This is a genomic window from Pseudophaeobacter sp. TrK17 (assembly GCF_042192375.1).
Lineage (GTDB): Bacteria > Pseudomonadota > Alphaproteobacteria > Rhodobacterales > Rhodobacteraceae > Pseudophaeobacter.
The window spans coordinates 1,831,500-1,850,791 of the sequence record NZ_CP071700.1 but is presented as its reverse complement, the minus strand read 5'-3'; the positions used below and the strand labels follow the sequence as shown (position 1 = coordinate 1,850,791).

At 58.0% G+C, this 19,292-nt stretch carries 17 protein-coding genes; 10 read left to right on the top strand and 7 right to left on the bottom strand.

Going from position 1 to position 19,292, the window contains the following annotated elements; all coding sequences use genetic code 11:
* The first annotated feature begins 5 nt into the window (after positions 1-5).
* Positions 6-959 (top strand): radical SAM protein, encoded by a 954-nt coding sequence (locus JZI28_RS08645; RefSeq protein WP_375699860.1) that lies wholly within the window; start codon positions 6-8, stop codon positions 957-959.
* 65 nt (positions 960-1,024) lie between these two features.
* Here the strand turns inward: JZI28_RS08645 and JZI28_RS08640 are convergent, their stop codons facing one another.
* The gene (locus JZI28_RS08640) at positions 1,025-1,294 is read right to left on the bottom strand and encodes an usg protein (protein ID WP_295451987.1); all 270 of its coding nucleotides are present in this window, start codon (positions 1,292-1,294) and stop codon (positions 1,025-1,027) included.
* A gap of 228 nt (positions 1,295-1,522) precedes the next feature.
* On the opposite strand from JZI28_RS08640, the gene gyrA reads away from it, so the two are divergent.
* Positions 1,523-4,270 (top strand): DNA gyrase subunit A, encoded by a 2,748-nt coding sequence (gene gyrA / locus JZI28_RS08635; protein WP_375699859.1) that lies wholly within the window; start codon positions 1,523-1,525, stop codon positions 4,268-4,270.
* Between the two features lie 28 nt (positions 4,271-4,298).
* On the opposite strand, the gene JZI28_RS08630 is transcribed toward gyrA, so the two are convergent.
* Positions 4,299-5,921 carry a DUF4034 domain-containing protein gene (locus JZI28_RS08630; protein ID WP_375699858.1) on the bottom strand — a complete coding sequence of 541 codons (1,623 nt, stop codon included), beginning with the start codon at positions 5,919-5,921 and terminating at the stop codon, positions 4,299-4,301.
* Between the two features lie 165 nt (positions 5,922-6,086).
* Between JZI28_RS08630 and JZI28_RS08625 the strand changes: the two genes are divergently transcribed.
* Positions 6,087-6,437, top strand: coding sequence for a DUF6614 family protein (locus JZI28_RS08625; protein WP_295451997.1), 351 nt, complete (start codon positions 6,087-6,089; stop codon positions 6,435-6,437).
* Between the two features lie 73 nt (positions 6,438-6,510).
* On the opposite strand, the gene JZI28_RS08620 is transcribed toward JZI28_RS08625, so the two are convergent.
* The 3 genes from JZI28_RS08620 to JZI28_RS08610 all read right to left on the bottom strand — a co-directional run bounded on the left by JZI28_RS08620 (position 6,511) and on the right by JZI28_RS08610 (position 10,012).
* Positions 6,511-7,980 (bottom strand): carboxypeptidase M32, encoded by a 1,470-nt coding sequence (locus tag JZI28_RS08620; RefSeq protein ID WP_375699857.1) that lies wholly within the window; start codon positions 7,978-7,980, stop codon positions 6,511-6,513.
* 3 nt (positions 7,981-7,983) lie between these two features.
* A complete protein-coding gene (gene ctaA / locus JZI28_RS08615) occupies positions 7,984-9,132 on the bottom strand; it encodes a heme A synthase (RefSeq protein ID WP_375699856.1) in 1,149 nt (382 codons plus the stop codon).
* Between the two features lie 85 nt (positions 9,133-9,217).
* Positions 9,218-10,012: an RNA methyltransferase gene (locus tag JZI28_RS08610; RefSeq protein WP_375699855.1), complete on the bottom strand. Its 795-nt coding sequence runs from the start codon at positions 10,010-10,012 to the stop codon at positions 9,218-9,220.
* Positions 10,013-10,218: 206 nt separating this feature from the next.
* On the opposite strand from JZI28_RS08610, the gene JZI28_RS08605 reads away from it, so the two are divergent.
* Positions 10,219-10,851 (top strand): thiamine phosphate synthase, encoded by a 633-nt coding sequence (locus JZI28_RS08605; protein WP_295452008.1) that lies wholly within the window; start codon positions 10,219-10,221, stop codon positions 10,849-10,851.
* Between the two features lie 139 nt (positions 10,852-10,990).
* Here the strand turns inward: JZI28_RS08605 and JZI28_RS08600 are convergent, their stop codons facing one another.
* Positions 10,991-12,055 carry a HupE/UreJ family protein gene (locus JZI28_RS08600; protein WP_375699854.1) on the bottom strand — a complete coding sequence of 355 codons (1,065 nt, stop codon included), beginning with the start codon at positions 12,053-12,055 and terminating at the stop codon, positions 10,991-10,993.
* Between the two features lie 88 nt (positions 12,056-12,143).
* Between JZI28_RS08600 and JZI28_RS08595 the strand changes: the two genes are divergently transcribed.
* The 4 genes from JZI28_RS08595 (at position 12,144) to JZI28_RS08580 (ending at position 15,718) form a co-directional block, all read left to right on the top strand.
* Positions 12,144-12,989 carry a DUF4198 domain-containing protein gene (locus tag JZI28_RS08595; protein WP_375699853.1) on the top strand — a complete coding sequence of 282 codons (846 nt, stop codon included), beginning with the start codon at positions 12,144-12,146 and terminating at the stop codon, positions 12,987-12,989.
* A 74-nt stretch (positions 12,990-13,063) separates the two neighbouring features.
* Complete coding sequence (locus JZI28_RS08590; protein ID WP_375699852.1) at positions 13,064-14,011, top strand: PfkB family carbohydrate kinase; 948 nt, start codon at positions 13,064-13,066, stop codon at positions 14,009-14,011.
* Entirely contained in the window at positions 14,008-14,922 is a 915-nt protein-coding gene (locus tag JZI28_RS08585) for a pseudouridine-5'-phosphate glycosidase (protein WP_375699851.1), read from the top strand. The genes JZI28_RS08590 and JZI28_RS08585 overlap by 4 nt, the downstream gene beginning before the upstream one ends.
* Before the next feature lie 100 nt (positions 14,923-15,022).
* Complete coding sequence (locus tag JZI28_RS08580; RefSeq protein WP_297341439.1) at positions 15,023-15,718, top strand: DUF502 domain-containing protein; 696 nt, start codon at positions 15,023-15,025, stop codon at positions 15,716-15,718.
* 113 nt (positions 15,719-15,831) lie between these two features.
* Here the strand turns inward: JZI28_RS08580 and JZI28_RS08575 are convergent, their stop codons facing one another.
* A complete protein-coding gene (locus JZI28_RS08575; RefSeq protein WP_375699850.1) occupies positions 15,832-16,605 on the bottom strand; it encodes a 3-hydroxybutyrate dehydrogenase in 774 nt (257 codons plus the stop codon).
* A gap of 379 nt (positions 16,606-16,984) precedes the next feature.
* Here JZI28_RS08575 and JZI28_RS08570 point away from each other — a divergent pair, with 379 nt between their 5' ends.
* Both JZI28_RS08570 and JZI28_RS08565 read left to right on the top strand, forming a co-directional pair.
* Positions 16,985-18,802: an extracellular solute-binding protein gene (locus JZI28_RS08570; protein ID WP_375699849.1), complete on the top strand. Its 1,818-nt coding sequence runs from the start codon at positions 16,985-16,987 to the stop codon at positions 18,800-18,802.
* Positions 18,803-19,021: 219 nt separating this feature from the next.
* On the top strand, positions 19,022-19,252 hold the full coding sequence (locus tag JZI28_RS08565; protein WP_297342016.1) for a hypothetical protein: 231 nt from the start codon (positions 19,022-19,024) through the stop codon (positions 19,250-19,252).
* Positions 19,253-19,292: the final 40 nt, after the last annotated feature.

The window sequence follows — 19,292 nt, the reverse complement described above, 5'->3', positions numbered from 1 at the left end:
TAAGTGTGAAAGATCTAACCAGCCCAACCGCCAATATCGGGAAATTCAAAGACAGTCAGGTGACAGCGGATGGGTCCGAACGCGCCTCCGTCGCGCTGAGCAATCCTGAAACCCTGTGGTTCAACACCGGTACCCTGTGCAATATCGAGTGTGAGAACTGCTATATCCTCAGCTCACCCACCAATGATGCCCTGGTCTATCTGAGCGAACCTGAGGTGGGGCAGTATCTCGATCAAATAGCTGAGCGCGCCTGGCCGATCCGCGAAATCGGGTTTACCGGCGGTGAGCCATTTATGAACCCGCAGATGATCGCCATGACCAAAACCGCCCTGGCGCGGGGGTTTGAGGTTTTGATCCTGACCAATGCTATGCTGCCGATGATGCGCAAATCGATGCGTGCCGGGCTGCAGGAGCTGGAAGCCGCCTACCCCGGCAAGATGACACTGCGGGTGTCGCTGGATCATTTCTCTGCACAGCATCACGACGAAGAGCGCGGGTCAGGCAGTTTTGCCAAGACCATCAAAGGCATGTGCTGGTTGCGGGATATGGGCATCAAAATGGCCGTGGCAGGTCGCAGCCTGTGGGGCGAAAGCGAGGCGGATAGCCGTGCCGGTTTTGCAGCGCTCTATCAGACACACGGATTTGACATTGACGCTCAGAACCCGGGCGCCACGGTGCTGTTTCCCGAAATGGACGAAAACGTCGAGGTGCCGGAAATCACCACAGCCTGCTGGGGCATTCTGGATAAATCCCCCAATGACGTGATGTGTGCTTCCTCCCGCATGGTGGTCAAACGCAAAGGCGCCGGGACCCCAGTGGTGCTCGCCTGTACCCTGCTGCCCTATGCGCCAGAGTTCGAACTGGGCGCGACGCTGGCCGAAGCCGAGGCCCCGGTACGGTTGAACCACGCCCATTGCGCCAAGTTTTGCGTACTGGGCGGCGCCAGCTGTTCCGCCTGACAGGTGCCTGAGCAACGACAGGCCAGTGGCCCGCCTAGGTAGCAGCACCAGCGGACCGCCCTCTGCTAGTGCAGGTTCAAGATACCTTTGACATTGCGCCACTCACCCGGGCTGATCATCTTGCGATGACTGAACCGCACGGAATGCAACGGCCCGTCCAGCTCGCGCTGCCAAAATTCGATAAATTTGAACAGGCGCTCATGGTCCGGCGCTAAGTCGTAGTCCTGCCAGACATAGGTGTTCAGAACATGGGCATGATCGGGCATGTGATAGGTGAACTCGGCAGTGGTCAACCCATAGCCCTTGAGCATCATTTCGGTACTGTTCATCTCCATCTGCGGCCTCCTTTTGAAAGCCCCCCAAGATATAGACTAGCCCGAAACAGGTTAACCACGTGCAAATCCTGATTTCATCCGCACAAACTCCCTCAAAAACCCCGCAAAACCAGTACAAAGCCAGTAGAATGCCAGTGCAGAACCGGCAGTTAGCTTGCGCCCTATATGTGCTCTCTGATAGGGTGCACCAACAAGATATAGACCCATAGAAAAGAACGGGCAGCAAACGTGACAGATACGCCGGAAACTCCTGAAAACGCAGAAGAAAACCTTCCTCAGCGCGCCACTTATGATGGTCCCTCGGTCTCCATCGAAGCGGAGATGAAGACCTCCTATCTCGACTACGCCATGTCCGTCATCGTCAGCCGGGCCATTCCCGACCTGCGCGATGGGTTGAAACCGGTGCATCGCCGTATTCTTTATGCCATGCATGAGACCGGCAATACCCATGACAAGAGCTATCGCAAATCTGCCCGTCCTGTGGGCGATGTCATGGGTAAATACCACCCGCACGGTGACAGCGCGATCTATGATGCCTTGGTTCGGATGGCGCAGGATTTCTCCATGTCGCTGCCGCTTTTGGATGGTCAGGGCAACTTTGGCTCGATGGATGGCGATAACGCGGCGGCTATGCGCTATACCGAAGTGCGCATGGATAAGCCTGCGGCCTTTATGCTGTCGGATATCGAAAAAGAGACGGTCGATTTCCAGGATAACTACGACGGCAAAGACAAAGAACCCACCGTTCTGCCTGCACGTTTTCCAAACATGCTGGTCAATGGGGCCGGCGGTATTGCCGTGGGTATGGCCACCAATATCCCGCCCCATAACCTGGGCGAAGTGATTGATGCCACCCTGGCGCTGATCGACAATCCGGATCTCACCAGCGAACAGCTGATTGACTATGTCCCCGGCCCTGACTTCCCCACGGGTGCCATCATGCTGGGGCGGTCAGGCGCGCGCAAAGCCTATCTGGAGGGGCGCGGCAGCGTTATCATCCGCTCCAAAACCCGCGTCGAAGAGATCCGCAAGGACCGCTACGCCATCGTGATTGATGAGGTGCCATACCAGGTCAACAAGGCGGCGATGATTGAAAAAATTGCCGAACAGGTGCGCGACAAGAAAATCGAAGGCGTCGCCCACGTACAAGATGAATCCGACCGTAACGGCGTGCGCGTGGTGGTCGAGCTGAAACGCGATGCAACGCCCGAGGTGGTGCTCAACCAGCTGTTCCGTTTCACCCCGATGCAGACCTATTTTGGCTGCAACATGCTGGCGCTGAATGGGGGTCGCCCCGAACAGTTGACCCTGCGCCGGTTCCTCACCTCTTTCATTGATTTCCGCGAAGATGTGGTGGCGCGCCGCACCGCCTACCTGCTGCGCAAGGCCCGCGAGCGCAGCCATGTGCTGTGTGGTCTGGCCGTGGCCGTCACCAATATCGACGAGATCGTCGCCACCATCCGCCAATCCGCTGATGCTGCCGAAGCCCGTCTAAAGCTGATGACACGGCGCTGGCCCGCCCAGCCAATCCTGCAATACATCGCGCTGATTGATGATCCGACCCATACCGCCAACGAAGATGGCACCTATAATCTGTCTGAAACCCAGGCCCGCGCCATTTTGGAACTGCGCCTGCAACGACTGACCCAGATCGGCGTCAAAGAAGTCACCGATGAGCTGGAAGACCTGGCAAGCAAGATCAAAGAATACCTTGAAATTCTGTCCTCGCGGGAACGGATCATGGGCATCATCTGCGATGAGCTGCATGAAGTGCGCGAGCAGTTTGCCGTGCCACGTCGCACCGAGATCGTCGATTGGTCCGGTGATATGGACGACGAAGACCTGATCGAGCGCGAAGACATGGTGGTCACCATCACCTCTGGCGGCTACATCAAGCGCACGCCATTGGGGGATTTCCGCGCCCAAAAGCGCGGCGGCAAGGGCATTTCGGGGATGCAGACCAAAGAAGAGGATGTTGTTACCAACCTCTTTGTGGCCAACACCCATACCCAGCTGTTGTTCTTCACCACCGATGGCATGGTTTACAAGCTCAAAACCTGGCGCTTGCCACAGGGCGGACGCACGTCCAAAGGCAAGGCCATCGTCAATATCCTGCCGATCCCGGTTGGGGTGTCGATTGCAGCGATCATGCCGGTAGATCGCCCCGATGAGGAATGGGCAGATCTGCAGATCATCTTTGCCACCTCTGCCGGAACTGTGCGCCGCAACCGGCTGTCGGATTTCACAAATGTGAAAGCCAACGGCAAGATTGCGATGAAGTTCGAGGATGAGCATGCCGACACCAAGCTGATCAATGCCCGCATCTGCTCTGAAGAGGACGATGTGATGCTGGTCACCAGCACCGGGCGGGCGATCCGTTTCCCAACCACAGACGTGCGGGTCTTTAACAGCCGCAATTCTGTTGGGGTACGTGGTATCAAACTCGGCGATGGGGCTGAAGTTGTCTCTATGTCGGTGATCCGCCACTTTGACGCCGACCCCTGGGAACGCAGCGCCTTTATCAAGCGCTTCCGGTCTGAGCTTGGCGCGGATATTTCCGAGGACGACGTCACACCTGAGGTCGCGGAAGAGGTCGAGGACGGTGTTCTGTCTGAGGAGCGCTATCAGCAAATGCTGGCGACCAATGATCTGCTTGTCACCATCAACAAACCCGGTGCGGGCAATCTGACTTCGGCCCATGACTACCGGGTGAGTGGCCGTGGCGGCCAGGGGGTTGGCGCCATGAAGGGCGGCGAGATTGTCGCCACCTTCCCGGTTGAACTCGGCGACCAGATCATGCTGGCCACCTCCAAGGGCCAGTCGATCCGGGTGCCGGTTGATGGCATCTCTTTCCGCTCCCGGTCCGCTGGCGGCGTGCGGGTCTTTAACACCGGCAAAGGCGAAGAGGTGGTTTCGGTCGCCTGGATCGCCGAAAATGGCGAAGACGACGAAGCAGCCGTGGCGACCGAAGAATAGTCGTCAATTAACAAACCATTGGCCGGTGTTATTCAACCGCCGGCCAATGCGCCTGAGGATCATAAGACAGATCCACCTCAACCGGCTGAAAGGCCAGCTCTTCCGGGCTTAACCCGTTGATATACTCACAATTTTGATCCGCCTGCGCCACCTTCAACTGTGGCGCAAAGGATGCAAGATCCTCCTCTGCGCAATATCCCCGGCCACTGTTTGCCGCACAGAACTGCTCCAACAAAAGATAGGCACGCAGGAATGGGCAGTTCACCAAGCCACTGCGGTCAAATGAGCGAGCGTAGTCTTTCCAGGGTAGGATATCGGGATGGTCCTCCTGGGTCAGCACGTCTTTCAGCATCCGCAACTGATGAGCCTTTTTGCCAAGGTAGCCGTAGAGCGCCCTATCCTTCAAACCGGAATAGACAACAGCATTTTGGTAGTACGGATCGCTCGCAAAAAGGCTTTCTGGCTGGAAAAAGTCAAACTGAAATCGGCCCAAGGTATTCCAATTATCTTCCGAGAAAGGGGCCGCGATAACCTGGCGCAGGGCAAAGTCCTTTTCGATTCGCTTTCTAAATTCAGACATTTCGGCCTCCGTCATCTCAGAAGACCCATTTTGTCCTTGCAGGCGGATCCAGTCTTGTATCACCCCCATCAAATCGGAGTTGAACGGATCATGCCGTAGCCCCACCTTCACCTCGTCAATCTTTAATACCGCGATTTCTTCTTCTAGAGACCGCCCTCCCAACCGGGTTCTAAAGGCCATGTCAAAGTTCTGAACAACCTGAGGTCTCCACCAGGCCTGCTCCAGAATGGTTTTGCGCGCAAACGCGATTTCATCTTCTGTGCGGTTATGGCTATCGCTTTGATCCGTCATGCCAATGGCGCGGCTCAGATCAAATTCAGGGTCTTTTGCCACCGCTGCCTGCATTGTCTGGCGCAGTTCATAACTCTCAGAAAAATAGTACCTTTTCAGTCCAAAATAGCGGCAGCGAAACAGCATGTCGTGACCAGCACTGGGGACCAGCGGCGCGTAGCTTTGGCATAGTTGCTCAAGCATGTCTGCTGTGCCGCCATAGCCCTGATGGGCCATACCCAGCGACCTGCGCAGGCTGCCCCAGTTTGGTTGCTGTATCATAACCCTGTCGAGGGTCTCGAGGATCTCGGTCTTGTCCCGCGAGGTGGCGCTTTGGTTCAGCAGCGCATCAGAGGCGGGAATGAAATCTGCGTCCAGTTCCAGGGCGCGACGCGCGTGGGCAATGGCCTGCTGGATCATGTTGTGGTGCACCGCCAGGGCCTGCGGGTGCACATATTTGGTATAGGCTTCCCCGCGAATATCCCAGGCGCCCCGGCTGAGCGAAAAGCTGCGCGCCGAATGGGCAAAGGCAGAGCCTGGCTCTGCGTCGACCCAGGCCGCAACAAAGGAGACCATGCGCGGATCGGAGGCCTCAAAAACTGACATCAACCGTCGCAGTTTGAAAAAATCCTCACTCTCGACTAGCGGCTGCGCACGCTCCGCGCTCAGCTTGCGTTCCAAACTGGCATAATCCCCCGCATAGGCCAGTTCTCGGATCTCGCTGCGCGTCAGCTCAGCCGCGTTCACCGAAGACTGAAATACAAAAAGCGACAAAACCGCGGTAGCTAAAAACCTCTTCATTGCAAATATCTCTCTCAAAATGAGTGTACATCCTGCGGGCAAACTCCCCCTAAAGGAGAGCAAAATTGTGGCATCTGGAGGTGAAAACCCGGGTTTTAACGAAAGCGAAGGCTTTTTCGGCTAGCAAGGAGATCAAAAGCCCACAAAACTCGCCAGGATCTGCTTATGAACCTCTATCACTGCGCCATCGACATCCATAACGAAGCCAAAGCCCTGGCCTTTGCCGGAGCGGTTGATCAATGGATGGATTATCTGAAACAGCGTGGCGTTGTGCGGGGGCACCGGTTGCTGCGGCGTAAGCTGAACCTGGCCAGCGACAGTTGCAAAGACTTTCTGCTGGAGATCGAGTTCGAGAATATGACCCAGCTGGATCAGGCTTTTCGCGTCCTGGGCGAGGATGACGAGGAAGTGGCGCGGCTCTATCGCAATGTGAACACGCTGATTGCCCATGCAGAATTTGGTCTGTTCCGCCCCTTCCCGGATCCGGAGCGCGCCGAACGTATGGCCCTGATCTAACCGAAACCAAAGCGAGCACAAGAAAAAGGCCAGGCAATTGCCCGGCCTTTCGTTGTTTCAAAGGTTGGATGTTTTACAGATCATAGAGGCCGGTAAACTTCTCTTCCAGATAGTGCATCAGCGGCGCCGGGCTGGGGTCGGCGCCAGCGGCCAGTGCAATCGTCTCTTGTGGGCTGCGCAAACCACCGTGCTGTTGTAGGTTCTGGCGCAGCCAGTTGGTTGCAGAACTGGTATTGCCACTTTCCAGTTCAGCGTCCAGCCCCGGCAGTTCCGCCCGCATCTTTTCGTTCAGGCAGCCCGCATAGACATTGCCCAAGGAATAGGTGGGGAAGTACCCAAACAGACCAACGGACCAGTGCACATCCTGCAAACAGCCGTTTGACGGTTTGTCGACACGATAGCCAAAGTCCGCTTCAAAACGATCGTTCCAGGCGGCTTCCAGATCGCCAACTTCCAGATCACCCGCCATCAGGGCACGCTCCAGATCAAAGCGCAGCATAATATGCAGATTGTATTGCAGCTCATCCGCTTCGGTGCGGATATAGCCTTTGTGCACGGTGTTCACCGCCTTGTAGAACGCATCTGCATCCGAAATGCCAAACTCGCCAAATGTGTCGCGCATTTCACCATAGAGCCAGCTGGTAAAGGCGGCACTACGGCCGATCTGGTTTTCATAAATCCGGCTTTGGCTTTCATGCACCCCCATCGACACACCCCGCCCCAGGGGCGTCAGCAGGTAGTCTCGGCTGATCCCTTGTTCATAGGCCCCGTGGCCGACCTCGTGAATGGTGGAGTAAAAGCAATTAAAAGGGTCCTCTTCGCTGGTGCGGGTGGTGATGCGCACATCCAGCCCACTGCCCGAACTAAAGGGATGCACGGCTTTGTCTACCCGGCCGTGGCTCATGTCATAGCCGAAGGTCTTGGCCAGTTTGCGGGTCAGTTTCATCTGCGCGCCTTCAGGGAAGCGGCCCTGCAGAGCCTGTGGCGCAGGCTTGTCCAGTACCCGCGCCCGCAGGTCCACCAAACCGGGGCGCATGGCCTCAAAGATCGCTGCAATTTCGCCAGCGCTGGTCCCTTGCTCATAGTCCTCGACCATGGCGTCATAGACATCGCCCCCCGCCGCCAGGGCCTGGCCCTCTTCGCGCTTCAGGGCCACAACCTCTTGCAGCACTGGCAAGAAGGCGGCAACGTCTTCATCGGCGCGCGCGGCGGCCCATTTGCCCTGCGCCTCAGAGGTGACACGGGCCAGCCGGCGCGCCAAATCGGCGGGAACCTTGACGCTGCGCTCATAGCTGCGCTTGATCTCGCGCAGCTGCGCCTCCCCCACCACATCCGGTGCTTCCGCTGTGGCCAGCCACTCGGCCACCTGCGGCGAGGAACGGCGCGCATGCAAAACCGCCTCGATGGCGGCCATTTCTTCGCCCCGTTGTGCGCCTGCGCCGCGCGGCATCATGGTTTCCTGATCCCAGCCCAGACGCCCGGCGATCTGCCCCAGCGCCTGCGTGTCGCGCTCATAGGCCATCAAAGTGTCAAAAATGCTCATGGGTCAATGGTCCTTGATCGAAGTTGAAATGGGATAGCCCGCCAGAAAACGCGCCCGCAAGATTGCCACCCAAAGGGCGACCGCCACCAGTTGGTGCAGGATCGCGGCCTGCCAGGGCGCACCGTAGATCACGGTGATCACACCCAAAAGGATTTGCAGGCACAAAATTGCAAAACTTAAGGAAAAGGCGCTGCGGGTAAGCGGATGCGCCGAGCCACGTCCTTTCAGCCAGACCACCACGCCAAAGGCAAACAAGAGATAGCCGCTGACCCGGTGAATAAACTGAACTAGCCCCGGATTTTCAAAGAAATTCCTCCAGATCGGCTCAAACATCAGCGGGTTTGGTGGGATCACCTGCCCGCCCATCAATGGCCAATCGGTATAGGACCGCCCGGCGTCAATCCCTGCCACCAGGGCGCCCAGTAGGATCTGCAGAAAGGCAAAATGCAGCAAGCCGGTAGAGAAGCCAAAGATCTTTGCCTCTTTGGCGCGGCGCGCCTGCATCAGTTCTCGCTCACTGCGCCCCAGTTGCAGGAGAAACCAGGCGATGACGCCCAAAATCACAAAGGCCAGCCCAAGGTGCGTCGCCAGGCGATAGGAGGCCACAGCGGTCATGCCTTCGCCCTGGGTCACGCCAGAGGACACCATCCACCAGCCAATAGCGCCCTGAACACCGCCCAACAGCCCCGGCAGGGCAAGCCGACCCGCCCATCCGGTGGGAATTTTCTTGGTGATGAGAAAGCCTAAATATCCAACAGCCCAGATCAGCCCCATGACGCGGCCAAGCTGGCGATGGCCCCATTCCCACCAATAGATCTCTTTGAAATCAGCCAGTTCCATCCATTGGTTTTCAATACGCCACTGGTCAATCTGCTTGTACTTATCGAACTCGGCCTGCCAGTCCAGCTCTGTCAGCGGCGGCATGGCCCCGGTCACCGGCCGCCATTCGGTGATGGACAGTCCCGAATCCGTGAGCCGGGTCAGCCCGCCCACCACAATCATCGCGACCACCAGGGCAAAGAGCACCGTCAACCACGCCCGAATGGCGCCACGCGCGCCGCGACGGCCGCGATCAATCATGCCCGGAGTGACGGCTGGGGCGGTCTCGGGTTTGTCGCCCGCGACCTCTTCAAAAATGCTGCGCTTGCTCATGCTTGCCTCTTTTAGAACTGAGGCCAAGCTAGGCAGGCTTGCGACGAAGGTCCAGAGCATGCGCCGCCTTTGCAGGCCTGAGATGTCACTTTTCTGGCGCGTTTCCTGAACCATTTTCCGGCCCGTCCCCGCCAGGGTCGTCTTTGTGCCGCCAGCGCACCATCTGCCGCATGACGCCATGGAGCATCTGCACATCGGCGCGGGTCAAAGGCATGCGGCTGAACATATTGCGAAACACCACCTTCATGCCCGCCGCCTTTGTTAGTGGAAAGAAAAAGCCAGCCTCGTCCAGGCGGCTCTCATAGTGGCTGACCAGGGCCTCCACATCGTGCCCCGTTGCCCAATCGGTTTTGCCCAGCTCAATGACCTCATCTGCGATCTCTTGGGTTTGGCGCTGCCATTCATAGGCCGTCAACAACACACATTGGCCCAGGTTCAGCGAGGCGAATTCCGGGTTCACCGGCACCGAGATAATGGCATTGGCGCGGGAAATATCATCGTTTTCCAGCCCGGCGCGTTCCGGACCAAACAGCACCGCGACTTTTTCTCCGGCTTTGATCTTTTGCGCCGCCAGCTTCATCGCCGCTTCTGGGCTATAGACCGGTTTGACCAACTCGCGCGGGCGCGCCGTGGTGGCAAAAACAAAGGAGCAGTCTTCCAGGGCGGCGGGCAGATCGTCCGCCAGGATCGCCTCATCCAGCAACCGCCCAGCGCCTGATGCCATGGCGACGGCCTTGGGGTTGGGCCAGCCATCACGCGGCGCAACGATACGCATACGGTCAAGGCCAAAGTTCCACATGGCACGGGCCGCCGCACCAATGTTTTCCCCCATCTGCGGACGGACTAGGACAAAGGCAGGTTGTGGCAGGTGGTTGGACATTCTTTTCTCCGCTAAAGACCGCTTTGCTGTAGTCGTCACATCGCCAATGAGCAACCCATATGCCCCTTATCGCACCGCTAACTGCTGGGCAGCTGTGTCCCATCGAACCTACAGGCGGTGAATTCCGGCTGCAGGCGTGCCCAAACCTTGCGCTCGGCCACAAAACCGCTAAAACCCGTGCTTCAAGATCAACAGGAGTGACCTGCATGGATAACGCCTCAGAAGCCCCCGAAGCCCCGCAGATCTACCTGATCTCTCCCCCGAGTTTTGAGTTGGGTCGCTACCCTGACATGCTGGCCCGCGTCTTGGACAGCACCGAGATTTCCTGCCTGCGGCTGAATTTGGCCAGCCGGGATGAGGACACGCTCAGCCGTGCCGGCGATGCCCTGCGCGAGGTCTGCCATGCCCGCGACGTCGCCATTGTAATCAGTGACCACCAAATCCTGGCCGAGCGTCTGGGGCTGGATGGCGTGCACCTGAACGATGCCTCCAAATCTGTCCGCACCGCCCGCAAAGCGCTGGGACCGGATGCTATTGTGGGCAGCTTCTGCGGCGCCTCGCGCCATGACGGTATCAGCGCCGGGGAAGCCGGTGCCGACTACGTGAGTTTTGGGCCTGTTGGCACCTCCGGGCTGGGCGATGGTGCCGTGGCCGAAACAGAGCTGTTTCAGTGGTGGTCGCAGATGATCGAAGTGCCCGTGGTGGCCGAGGGAGGCCTGACCGAGGATCTGATCCGCACGGTGTCGCCCTTTACCGATTTCTTTGGTCTGGGCGAAGAGATCTGGAACACCGAAGATCCCGTTGCCACCCTCAGCCGTTTTATGGCGGCTATGCGCTAGCCCCACCGGGCCGCATCCGTTTTAACGCAATTCAGTTTTGACACAGAACAGGCGCAGGAGGACACTCCCGCGCCTGTTCTTTTGCCAGTCTTTTGCCAGTGTGGCTTCTCGGTGCGGCTTCTCTATCTGGCTCCGTGCCTTACAGGAACACACGTTCATAAAACCAATAGCTGCCAATCAGCGCGATGGTCACCGATGCTGGGATAGCCACCCGCCCGCGGTATTTGGGATGTTTGCCAAACCAATAGCCCAGGGTGCAAAAGGCCAGGGCGATCACTGTCAGTTGTCCCAGCTCGACCCCGACATTAAAGCCGAGCAAGGCCGGAATGACTTGATTTTGCGGCAGGCCGAACTCCCCCAGCACCGAGGCAAAGCCAAGCCCATGCAACAGCCCAAAGGCAAACACCACCACAGGGCGCCAGAGATGCAGGCGACGGGAGAAGATATTCTCCACCGCGACAAAGACAATCGAGGCCGCAATCAAGGGTTCCACAAGGGCCGCGTTGACACTCACCAGGCCCAAGGCGCCCAGCGCCAGGGTAATGCTATGGGCCAGGGTAAAGGTGGTGACCTGCAACAACAGGGGTCGTAATCTCGTGCTGAGGAAAAACAGCCCCAGCACAAACAGAATATGATCCAATCCCTTGGGCAGGATGTGATCAAACCCTACGGGCAGGTAGCTTTGAAACACCTCCCAACCACTTTGCACCGCGCCCCCCATCAGGCCAATATCAGGCGAGCGCACCCCGCCCAGAAGATAGCCAGTATAGGGTTCCGGCACAGCGTTCTGCCGCAAGACCACCGCCCCGGACCGCTCTGGCCAGGTGAGGGTCAGATAGCGCGCCGATCCAGGCACACTCCCGGTGAGCTCCAGTACAGAGCTGCGCGGCAGGCTGGCATCCCCCACCTGCGGGATGGTGAGCTTCTCCAGCTGCAAATGCACCGGCCCTGCGGCCTGTACCTGTATGGTGGGCAGCCAGTCTTCGACAAACAGCCGCACCATGGGGTCCAGCTCGTCCTGAGCCATGTTGCGCAGCAAATCGTAATCGGCCGACTTGTCGCTGCTATTGGTGTCTGTGCGGTCATCCAGATCAATACCCGCAACAAAGGCCTCGATGTTCAGCCGCAGCTGCAGCCTGAGCTGGCCATCAGAGACTTCAAAGTCTGCGATTGTCGGCGTGATCTCATGCGCGCGCGCGGCCATCGGCAGGCAGAGCATAAGGCTTGACAGAAGCGAGAGGATGCCCACCCTGAGGCCACACAAGTGAAAAGTCCTGAAAATGCTCAACCCCATGATCCACTCTGTTTTTCTACCAGGTCTCAGCCTTGCCGCCCTTCTGGCGTCGACGCTCCCGGCGCTTGCCCATGAGTTTTGGATTGAGCCAGAGAAATATCAAGTAAATTCCGACGAATCCCTCACGGCCGAGCTCAGAAACGGGCAAATGTTCAAAGGCGCCCGCCTCCCCTATTTCGACAGGCGCATTGACCGGTTCGACATCGTGCAAGCGGGCGAGGTCACGCCCTATAGGGGCCGGATGGGAGATATGCCCGCCCTGGTCCTGGACAGCCTCAGGCCCGGCCTGCTGATCGCCCTGCATGAAACCACGCCCGACCTGGTCACCTACAAGAGTTGGGAGAAATTTGCCGCTTTTGCCGAGGCCCAAGGGTTTGACGACATTCAAGCCCGCCATCAGGCCCGCGGCCTGCCAGATGCCAATTTTGGCGAAGACTATACCCGCCATGCCAAACTGCTGGTGGCTGTCGATCAGGGTGCGGGCGATGATCGGGCCTTTGGCCTGCAGACTGAGTTTGTGGCTTTGCGAAACCCCTATACCCTCTCCCTGCCGGAGGATGGCAGCGCTGCAGAAATACCGGTGCAACTGCTGTATCAGGGCGCTCCCAGAGCCAATGCCCAGGTCGAGATGTTTGAGCGCGCGCGAGATGACAGTGTTCAGCGCCAGCTGTTACAGGCCAATGACAGCGGCATTGTTCAGGTTCCGGTGCGGGCCAAGCGGCGATACCTGCTGAACGCCGTGGTGCTGCGCCCGGTGCGGGCAGCAGACTCAGGCTCGGCGCAGGCAGAGATAAAAGCAGTCTGGCAAACGCTCTGGGCCTCTTTGGTTTTTGCCACCCCCTAGCGCCCGCGTGATCCCCCCCAGCCTTTTTCCGCTTGTCGCTTGCGGGGCGCGACAAAAGGCGCAATAGAGTTGCCATGACACAGGATATCTTCACGCCCGCCGCCTCTTCTGCTGACGCCTTACAGGTGCTTTGCATCGGGTCTGTTCTATGGGACATCATTGGCCGCTGCCCAACGGATATGCGCCGTGGCTCTGATATGCCGGGGCGCATTACCCGCCTGCCCGGCGGTGTTGCTATGAATATTGCCATGACACTGGCGCGCTTTGGGCTGAAACCCGACCTGCTGAGCGCGGTTGGTACAGACCCCGAAGGCGAAGAGCTGATTGCCGCCTGCGCCGATCTGGGCTGCGGCACCCAGCATCTGTACCGCTCAGCGGAGTTGCCGACAGATCGCTATATGGCGGTCGAGGGCGGCAATGGTTTGATTGCTGCCATCGCAGATGCCCATTCCCTAGAGGCCGCTGGCGACAAGATCCTGCGCCCGTTGCGGGATGGTACCCTGGGCTCTTCCACGGCTCCCTATCAGGGCGCAATAGCGCTGGATGGCAACCTCACCCAGGCGCTGCTGGCCGAAATCGCCACCGACCCGGCTTTTGCCCAGGCCAAACTGCATGTGGCCCCCGCCTCTCCGGGCAAGGCGCAGCGGTTGCACCCGTTTTTGGCGGCCACCCGTGGCACGCTTTATGTGAACCTCGAAGAGGCCGGCCTGCTGTGTCAGACCACTTTCACCAATAGCGCTGAGGCCGCGCTGGCGTTGATCGCCAATGGCGCAGCGCGGGTTCTGGTCACCGATGGCGACAACTCTGCCAGTGATGCAACAACCAGTGATGCCAATGCTGGTGCAGATACCGTGATTACCAAACGCCCCCCCCAGGTGACCGTGGCCCGCGTCACCGGCGCCGGCGATACCTTCATGGCCGCCCATATCGCCGCCGAGGCGCGTGGCGAAGACCGACACACGGCGCTGGACACTGCTCTGCAGGCCGCCGCCACCTATGTTTCAGGAGATACCCCACTGTGATCGACATCCAGTATTCCGCCGAAGTTCAATCTGCCAAAACCGCAGGCAGCGCCATTGTGGCGTTGGAAAGCACCATCATCACCCATGGCATGCCCTTCCCACAAAATGTTGAAGTGGCCGCCCAGGTCGAACAGGACATCCGCGACGCAGGCGCAACTCCGGCCACTATTGCGGTGATGCAAGGGGTCTTGCATGTGGGGCTCGAGCCCGATCAGCTGCAATCACTGGGCCAGGCCAAAGATGTGGCCAAGGTGTCACGCGCCGATATGCCTGCCTGCATGGCCATGGGCAAAACCGGCGCCACCACAGTGGCGGCCACCATGATCGCGGCCCGGCTTGCAGGGATTTCCGTCTTTGCCACCGGCGGCATTGGCGGTGTCCACAAGGGCGCCGAGACCAGTTTTGACATTTCGGCAGACCTGATGGAGTTGGCGCAAACCCCGGTGACGGTTGTCGCCGCCGGAGCCAAGGCTATTCTTGATATTCCAAAAACTCTTGAGATCCTTGAAACTCAAGGCGTTCCGGTGATTTCCTACGGCCAGGACAGCTTTCCTGCCTTCTGGTCATCCCAGTCCGACCTGACAGCACCCCTGCGTATGGACAGCGCCGGTGACATCGCCCGCGCCCAGATCATGCGCAGCGCCATGGGCCTGCCAGGTGGTCAGCTGATTGCCAACCCAATCCCGCGCAAGGCAGAAATTGCTGCCGAGGTGCTGGCTCCGGTGATCGCCCAGGCCCAAGGTGAGGCCGATGCGCAAGGCGTGAGCGGCAAAGCCGTGACGCCCTTCCTGTTGCAGCGGATTTTCGAGCTCACCGAAGGGCGCTCGCTCACCGCCAATATTGCATTGGTGCGCAATAATGCCCGGCTTGCTGCAGAAATTGCCAAAGAAATGGTCGCACTTAACTGTTGAGTGACTTTCCTTTGACTCTGGCATTGCCCACGGCGTGATCAGTACCTAGGTTCTGATTAACGTAACGGACGTGACTGTTCCTCATACCTGATTGTTTCCAATGACCACACCCTTTGACGAAGACCCCATTCGCCACCGCCCCGGCGTTTTTGCGCGGCTCCGCTCCTCGTTTTTTACCGGGATTGTGGTCATTGCTCCGGTCAGCCTGACCATCTGGTTGCTGTGGACAGTCGTTGGCTGGGTCGATTCCGTGGTGCTGCCTCTGGTGCCGCACACGATCTCACCAGAGCAATATATCGGCATCAACCTGCGTGGTATCGGGCTGATCTTCTTTTTGCTCTTCACCATTGTCATTGGCTGGATTGCCAAGGGGATCATTGGCCGCTCGCTGATTGGCTTTGCCGAAAACCTGGTCAATCGCATGCCCGTGGTGCGCACCATCTATTCCGGCATCAAGCAGATCTCGGAAACCGTTTTTGCCCAATCGGAACGCAGTTTTGAAAAAGCCTGCCTGATCCAGTACCCCCGCCGTGGGATCTGGGCCATCGGATTTATCTCGACCACGGCCAAAGGCGAAGTCTCGGCTCATGCCAATACTGGCAGCGCTTTGATGAGTGTGTTCCTGCCCACAACGCCGAACCCCACCTCGGGCTTTTTGCTCTTTGTGCCGCAGGATGATGTGATCGAGCTGGAGATGAGCGTGGAGGATGCTGCGAAACTGGTGATCTCAGCTGGGCTGGTCTATCCCAACCCCAAGGATCCCAGCTCCCCAGAACAGCCAGAGGACGCCACCTGAACACCGACTGTAGCCCAGCTCGGTGGCCGTGGATGTCCCGCAACAAAAAAGGGAAGGCGCTGTGCCTTCCCTTTGCATTTTATGCAGCGCTTCAATCGCGTTAAAAGGCCGTCCTAAAGCGCAGTCCAGCCGCCATCAACGCTCAGTGTGGTGCCAGTGATCTGCGCTGCGGCATCGGAACAGAAAAAGACAGTGGATCCCCCCAACTGTTCCACAGTGGCAAACTCCCGCGACGGCTGACGCTCTAGCATCACCTGCTTGATCACCTCTTCGCGCGACATGTTGTATTTTTCCATGGTATCCGGAATCTGCGCCTCGACCAGCGGGGTCAAAACATATCCGGGGCAGATCGCATTGCAGGTGATTGGCTCTTCTGCGGTTTCCAGCGCCACGGTTTTGGTCAGGCCAACAACCCCATGTTTCGCGGCCACATAGGCCGATTTGAACGGCGAGGCGGTAAGCCCGTGCGCAGAGGCGATGTTGACCACACGGCCCCAGCCAGCCTCCCGCATCATCGGCAGCGCCACCGCAGTGGTGTGAAAGGCCGAGCTGAGGTTGATGGCCAGAATGGCGTCCCAGGTCTCTGCCGGAAACTCATCCACCGGCGCCACATGCTGAATGCCGGCGTTATTGACCAGGATATCGCAGCGGCCCGCCTCTTTGATCAATCCACGGCAGGCCTCACCCTTGGACATATCGGCCTGGATGTAGCGGGCTTCTACGCCAAACTCTGCCGCAATCTGTGCCGCCAGTGCGTAATCTTCCTCGCGATCGGTAAAAGAGTTCAACACCACATCCGCCCCAGCCCGCGCCAATTCGCGCGCAATGCCCAGACCAATGCCCGAGTTTGATCCGGTGATCACAGCGGTTTTCCCCTGGAGCGTCATCTGTTGTTCCTTTCGTGAATCCTGACAAGACGTGTTGACCTTCTTGCCATGCCGCCCGGGTAAAAGAAACGCGTAGGATTACGTAGCCTTTTCCCCTGACGCATCCCCCAATAGCCAAATTCAAGGACGCAAACCAGCTTCAGCATCCCCGTGCAGAGCCGTCTAATTAAAAGGAAAACCCGAAAACCAAAAAAAACGCCCGCACGAAGCGGGCGTAAAGTTATTGAGGCAGGTTTCATACAGGCAAGAAACCTATCGAGCAGTGACACCTTTATAGGCAATTTCGCCTGTTCATCCAAGCTAAAAGTTTTAAATGACGATGTGCGGCCTCTGAGGTATAGAGCCAATAAAATAAGGGCTGTAGGGGATTGTTGCCAAAGTGATGCCAGATTTTTTCCAAAAACTCAAAGCTACAACCTGCGGAATCTTGCTGTTTTGCGCTGCCGAATTTGCATCCGCAGAATCATCACATGGCATAGCTATGTATGGCAGCCCCGCCCTACCACAGGATTTTGTGTCTCTCCCCTATGTAAACCCCAATGCGCCAAAGGGTGGCAAAGTGGTGGTTGGGAACACTGGCGGATTTGATACGCTTAATCCGTTTACCCCCAAAGGCACGCCTCCCTGGCAGCTCAGGTTCTGGGGATACGAGAGTTTGATGGGACGATCCTGGGACGAAGCTTTCTCTCTTTACGGGCTGTTGGCCGAATCAGTTGAAGTACCCGAGGACCGATCCTGGGTCGAATTCAGCCTAAGACCAGAGGCGCGTTTCTCCGATGGCAGCCCGGTTACAGTCGAAGATGTGATCTGGTCCTACGAAACCCTGGGCACCAAGGGACATCTGCGCTACCGGGGGTTTTGGAACAAGATTGCCGAAATCCGCCAGACCGGTCCCATGAGCCTTCGGATCACCTTTAACACTGCCGACAGAGAACTCGCTCTGATTGCAGGCATGCGTCCGATTTTGCAAAAATCTCAATGGGAGGGCAAAGACTTTGCCGCCTCCGGCCTGACAGAGGCGCCCATTGGAACCGGGGCCTATGTGGTGGCGGATTTTGAAGCCGGGCGCCACATCATCCTGAAACGCAACCCCGACTACTGGGGCAAAGATTTGCCATTCCGGGTGGGCACGCAAAACTTTGATGAGCTTCGGATTGATTTCTTTGGCGACCAAACCGTGTTGTTTGAAGCCTTCAAAGCCGGAGAGCTGAGCAGTTACCGAGAGTTCAATGCCGATAAATGGGCCAGCGCCTATGGGTTTTCTGCCGTGACCGATGGCCGGATTGTCAAAAGTGAGATACCCCATAAACGCCCCACTGGCATGACTGGACTTGCCATCAATACCCGCCGCGCCCCGCTTGATGATTGGCGTGTACGCGAAGCGCTGCTGTTGGCGTTCAACTTTGAATACATCAACGAGACAATAACCGGCAGCGCCCAACCGAGGATCACCTCGTATTTCTCCAACTCGCATCTTGGGTTGCGTCCCGGACCCGCCCGCGGCCGGGTCGCCGACTACCTGATGCCCTTTGTCGGGGCCCTGCTGCCCGGCACAGTTGACAGCTACACTCTGCCGCAAAGCGACGGCACCAAACGCAATCGCAAGAACCTTCGTAAGGCGATGGCCCTGTTGGAGGAAGCCGGTCTAACGGTGCAAGACGGCGCCCTGCGCGATGCAGATGGCACCCCGATCACCTTTAACGTCTTGCTGCGCCAGGGGGACAACGAAATGAAAACCGTGGTTGAAATCTATGCCCGTGCGCTGGAACGACTGGGGATCACCCTGATGCCAGAACCCGTTGACAATGCACAGTATGTTGGCCGCCAAAGCAGTTTTGATTTTGACCTCACCAAGGTGCGGCGCGAACTGTCGCTCAGCCCTGGAAACGAACAAAAACTCTACTGGGGTTCCGCTGGTGCAGACCAACCCGGCAGCCGCAACCTGATGGGCATCGCCTCTCCTGCGGTGGATGCGATGATTGACACCATGCTCAACGTGACGGATCCAGAGGATTTTGTCGCCGCCACCCGCGCGCTGGACCGGCTTCTGATGGCGGGGCGCTATGTGATACCGATATGGTCCTTTGATAAGGGACGGATTGCACATAAACGTGCGCTGAAATTCCCGCAAACCCTGCCAATCTACGGAGACCGCACCGGGTTTATGCCGGATGTTTGGTGGTATCAGGAAGACTAGCCCAAAGCCCCCTTCGCAGGTTGCTGTGCGCCCTGCCTTGTTTCCAGCTTGATCCCAGAGCCAAAGCCCGTGCTTGGCTCTGGGCTTTGGCATGGGCTTGTTTGGGCACAATCAAAGCCAGAGCGAACTGCAGCATTCCTTTTTTGCCTATTTTTTGATATGCTGCTCAAACAAACTGTTCAAAGTACGTGGTAACTGTTTTCGAGAGGGGTACCAATCATGACACTCCATCCTGCCCCGCTGTGCTGGGAGACAATGTACCCCCGGGCCAAACAACGGTTTCCACATTTGCAGTTTGAAACGGTCGCCAGTTTGAAAGGGGATCATGATGGCTTTGTAAACCATTTGGCAGCCTCCCACCAACTGACACTGCGCGAAGCCCGTGAAGAGGTTGAGGATTTTCTCTTTACCGAAAGCCTGCATGCCGAGCTGGCGTCTAACCCGACCTAGGTTACCGCCAGTCCAGATCAAAGCCAGTCGGCAACACCCC

Coding starts and splice junctions, on each gene's coding strand:
- JZI28_RS08640 (WP_295451987.1), bottom strand. CDS start 1,294: ATGGAGATGAACAGTACCGAAATGATGCTCAAGGGCTATGGGTTGACC.
- JZI28_RS08630 (WP_375699858.1), bottom strand. CDS start 5,921: ATGAAGAGGTTTTTAGCTACCGCGGTTTTGTCGCTTTTTGTATTTCAG.
- JZI28_RS08625 (WP_295451997.1), top strand. CDS start 6,087: ATGAACCTCTATCACTGCGCCATCGACATCCATAACGAAGCCAAAGCC.
- JZI28_RS08620 (WP_375699857.1), bottom strand. CDS start 7,980: ATGAGCATTTTTGACACTTTGATGGCCTATGAGCGCGACACGCAGGCG.
- ctaA (WP_375699856.1), bottom strand. CDS start 9,132: ATGAGCAAGCGCAGCATTTTTGAAGAGGTCGCGGGCGACAAACCCGAG.
- JZI28_RS08610 (WP_375699855.1), bottom strand. CDS start 10,012: ATGTCCAACCACCTGCCACAACCTGCCTTTGTCCTAGTCCGTCCGCAG.
- JZI28_RS08605 (WP_295452008.1), top strand. CDS start 10,219: ATGGATAACGCCTCAGAAGCCCCCGAAGCCCCGCAGATCTACCTGATC.
- JZI28_RS08600 (WP_375699854.1), bottom strand. CDS start 12,055: ATGGCCGCGCGCGCGCATGAGATCACGCCGACAATCGCAGACTTTGAA.
- JZI28_RS08595 (WP_375699853.1), top strand. CDS start 12,144: ATGATCCACTCTGTTTTTCTACCAGGTCTCAGCCTTGCCGCCCTTCTG.
- JZI28_RS08590 (WP_375699852.1), top strand. CDS start 13,064: ATGACACAGGATATCTTCACGCCCGCCGCCTCTTCTGCTGACGCCTTA.
- JZI28_RS08580 (WP_297341439.1), top strand. CDS start 15,023: ATGACCACACCCTTTGACGAAGACCCCATTCGCCACCGCCCCGGCGTT.
- JZI28_RS08575 (WP_375699850.1), bottom strand. CDS start 16,605: ATGACGCTCCAGGGGAAAACCGCTGTGATCACCGGATCAAACTCGGGC.
- JZI28_RS08565 (WP_297342016.1), top strand. CDS start 19,022: ATGACACTCCATCCTGCCCCGCTGTGCTGGGAGACAATGTACCCCCGG.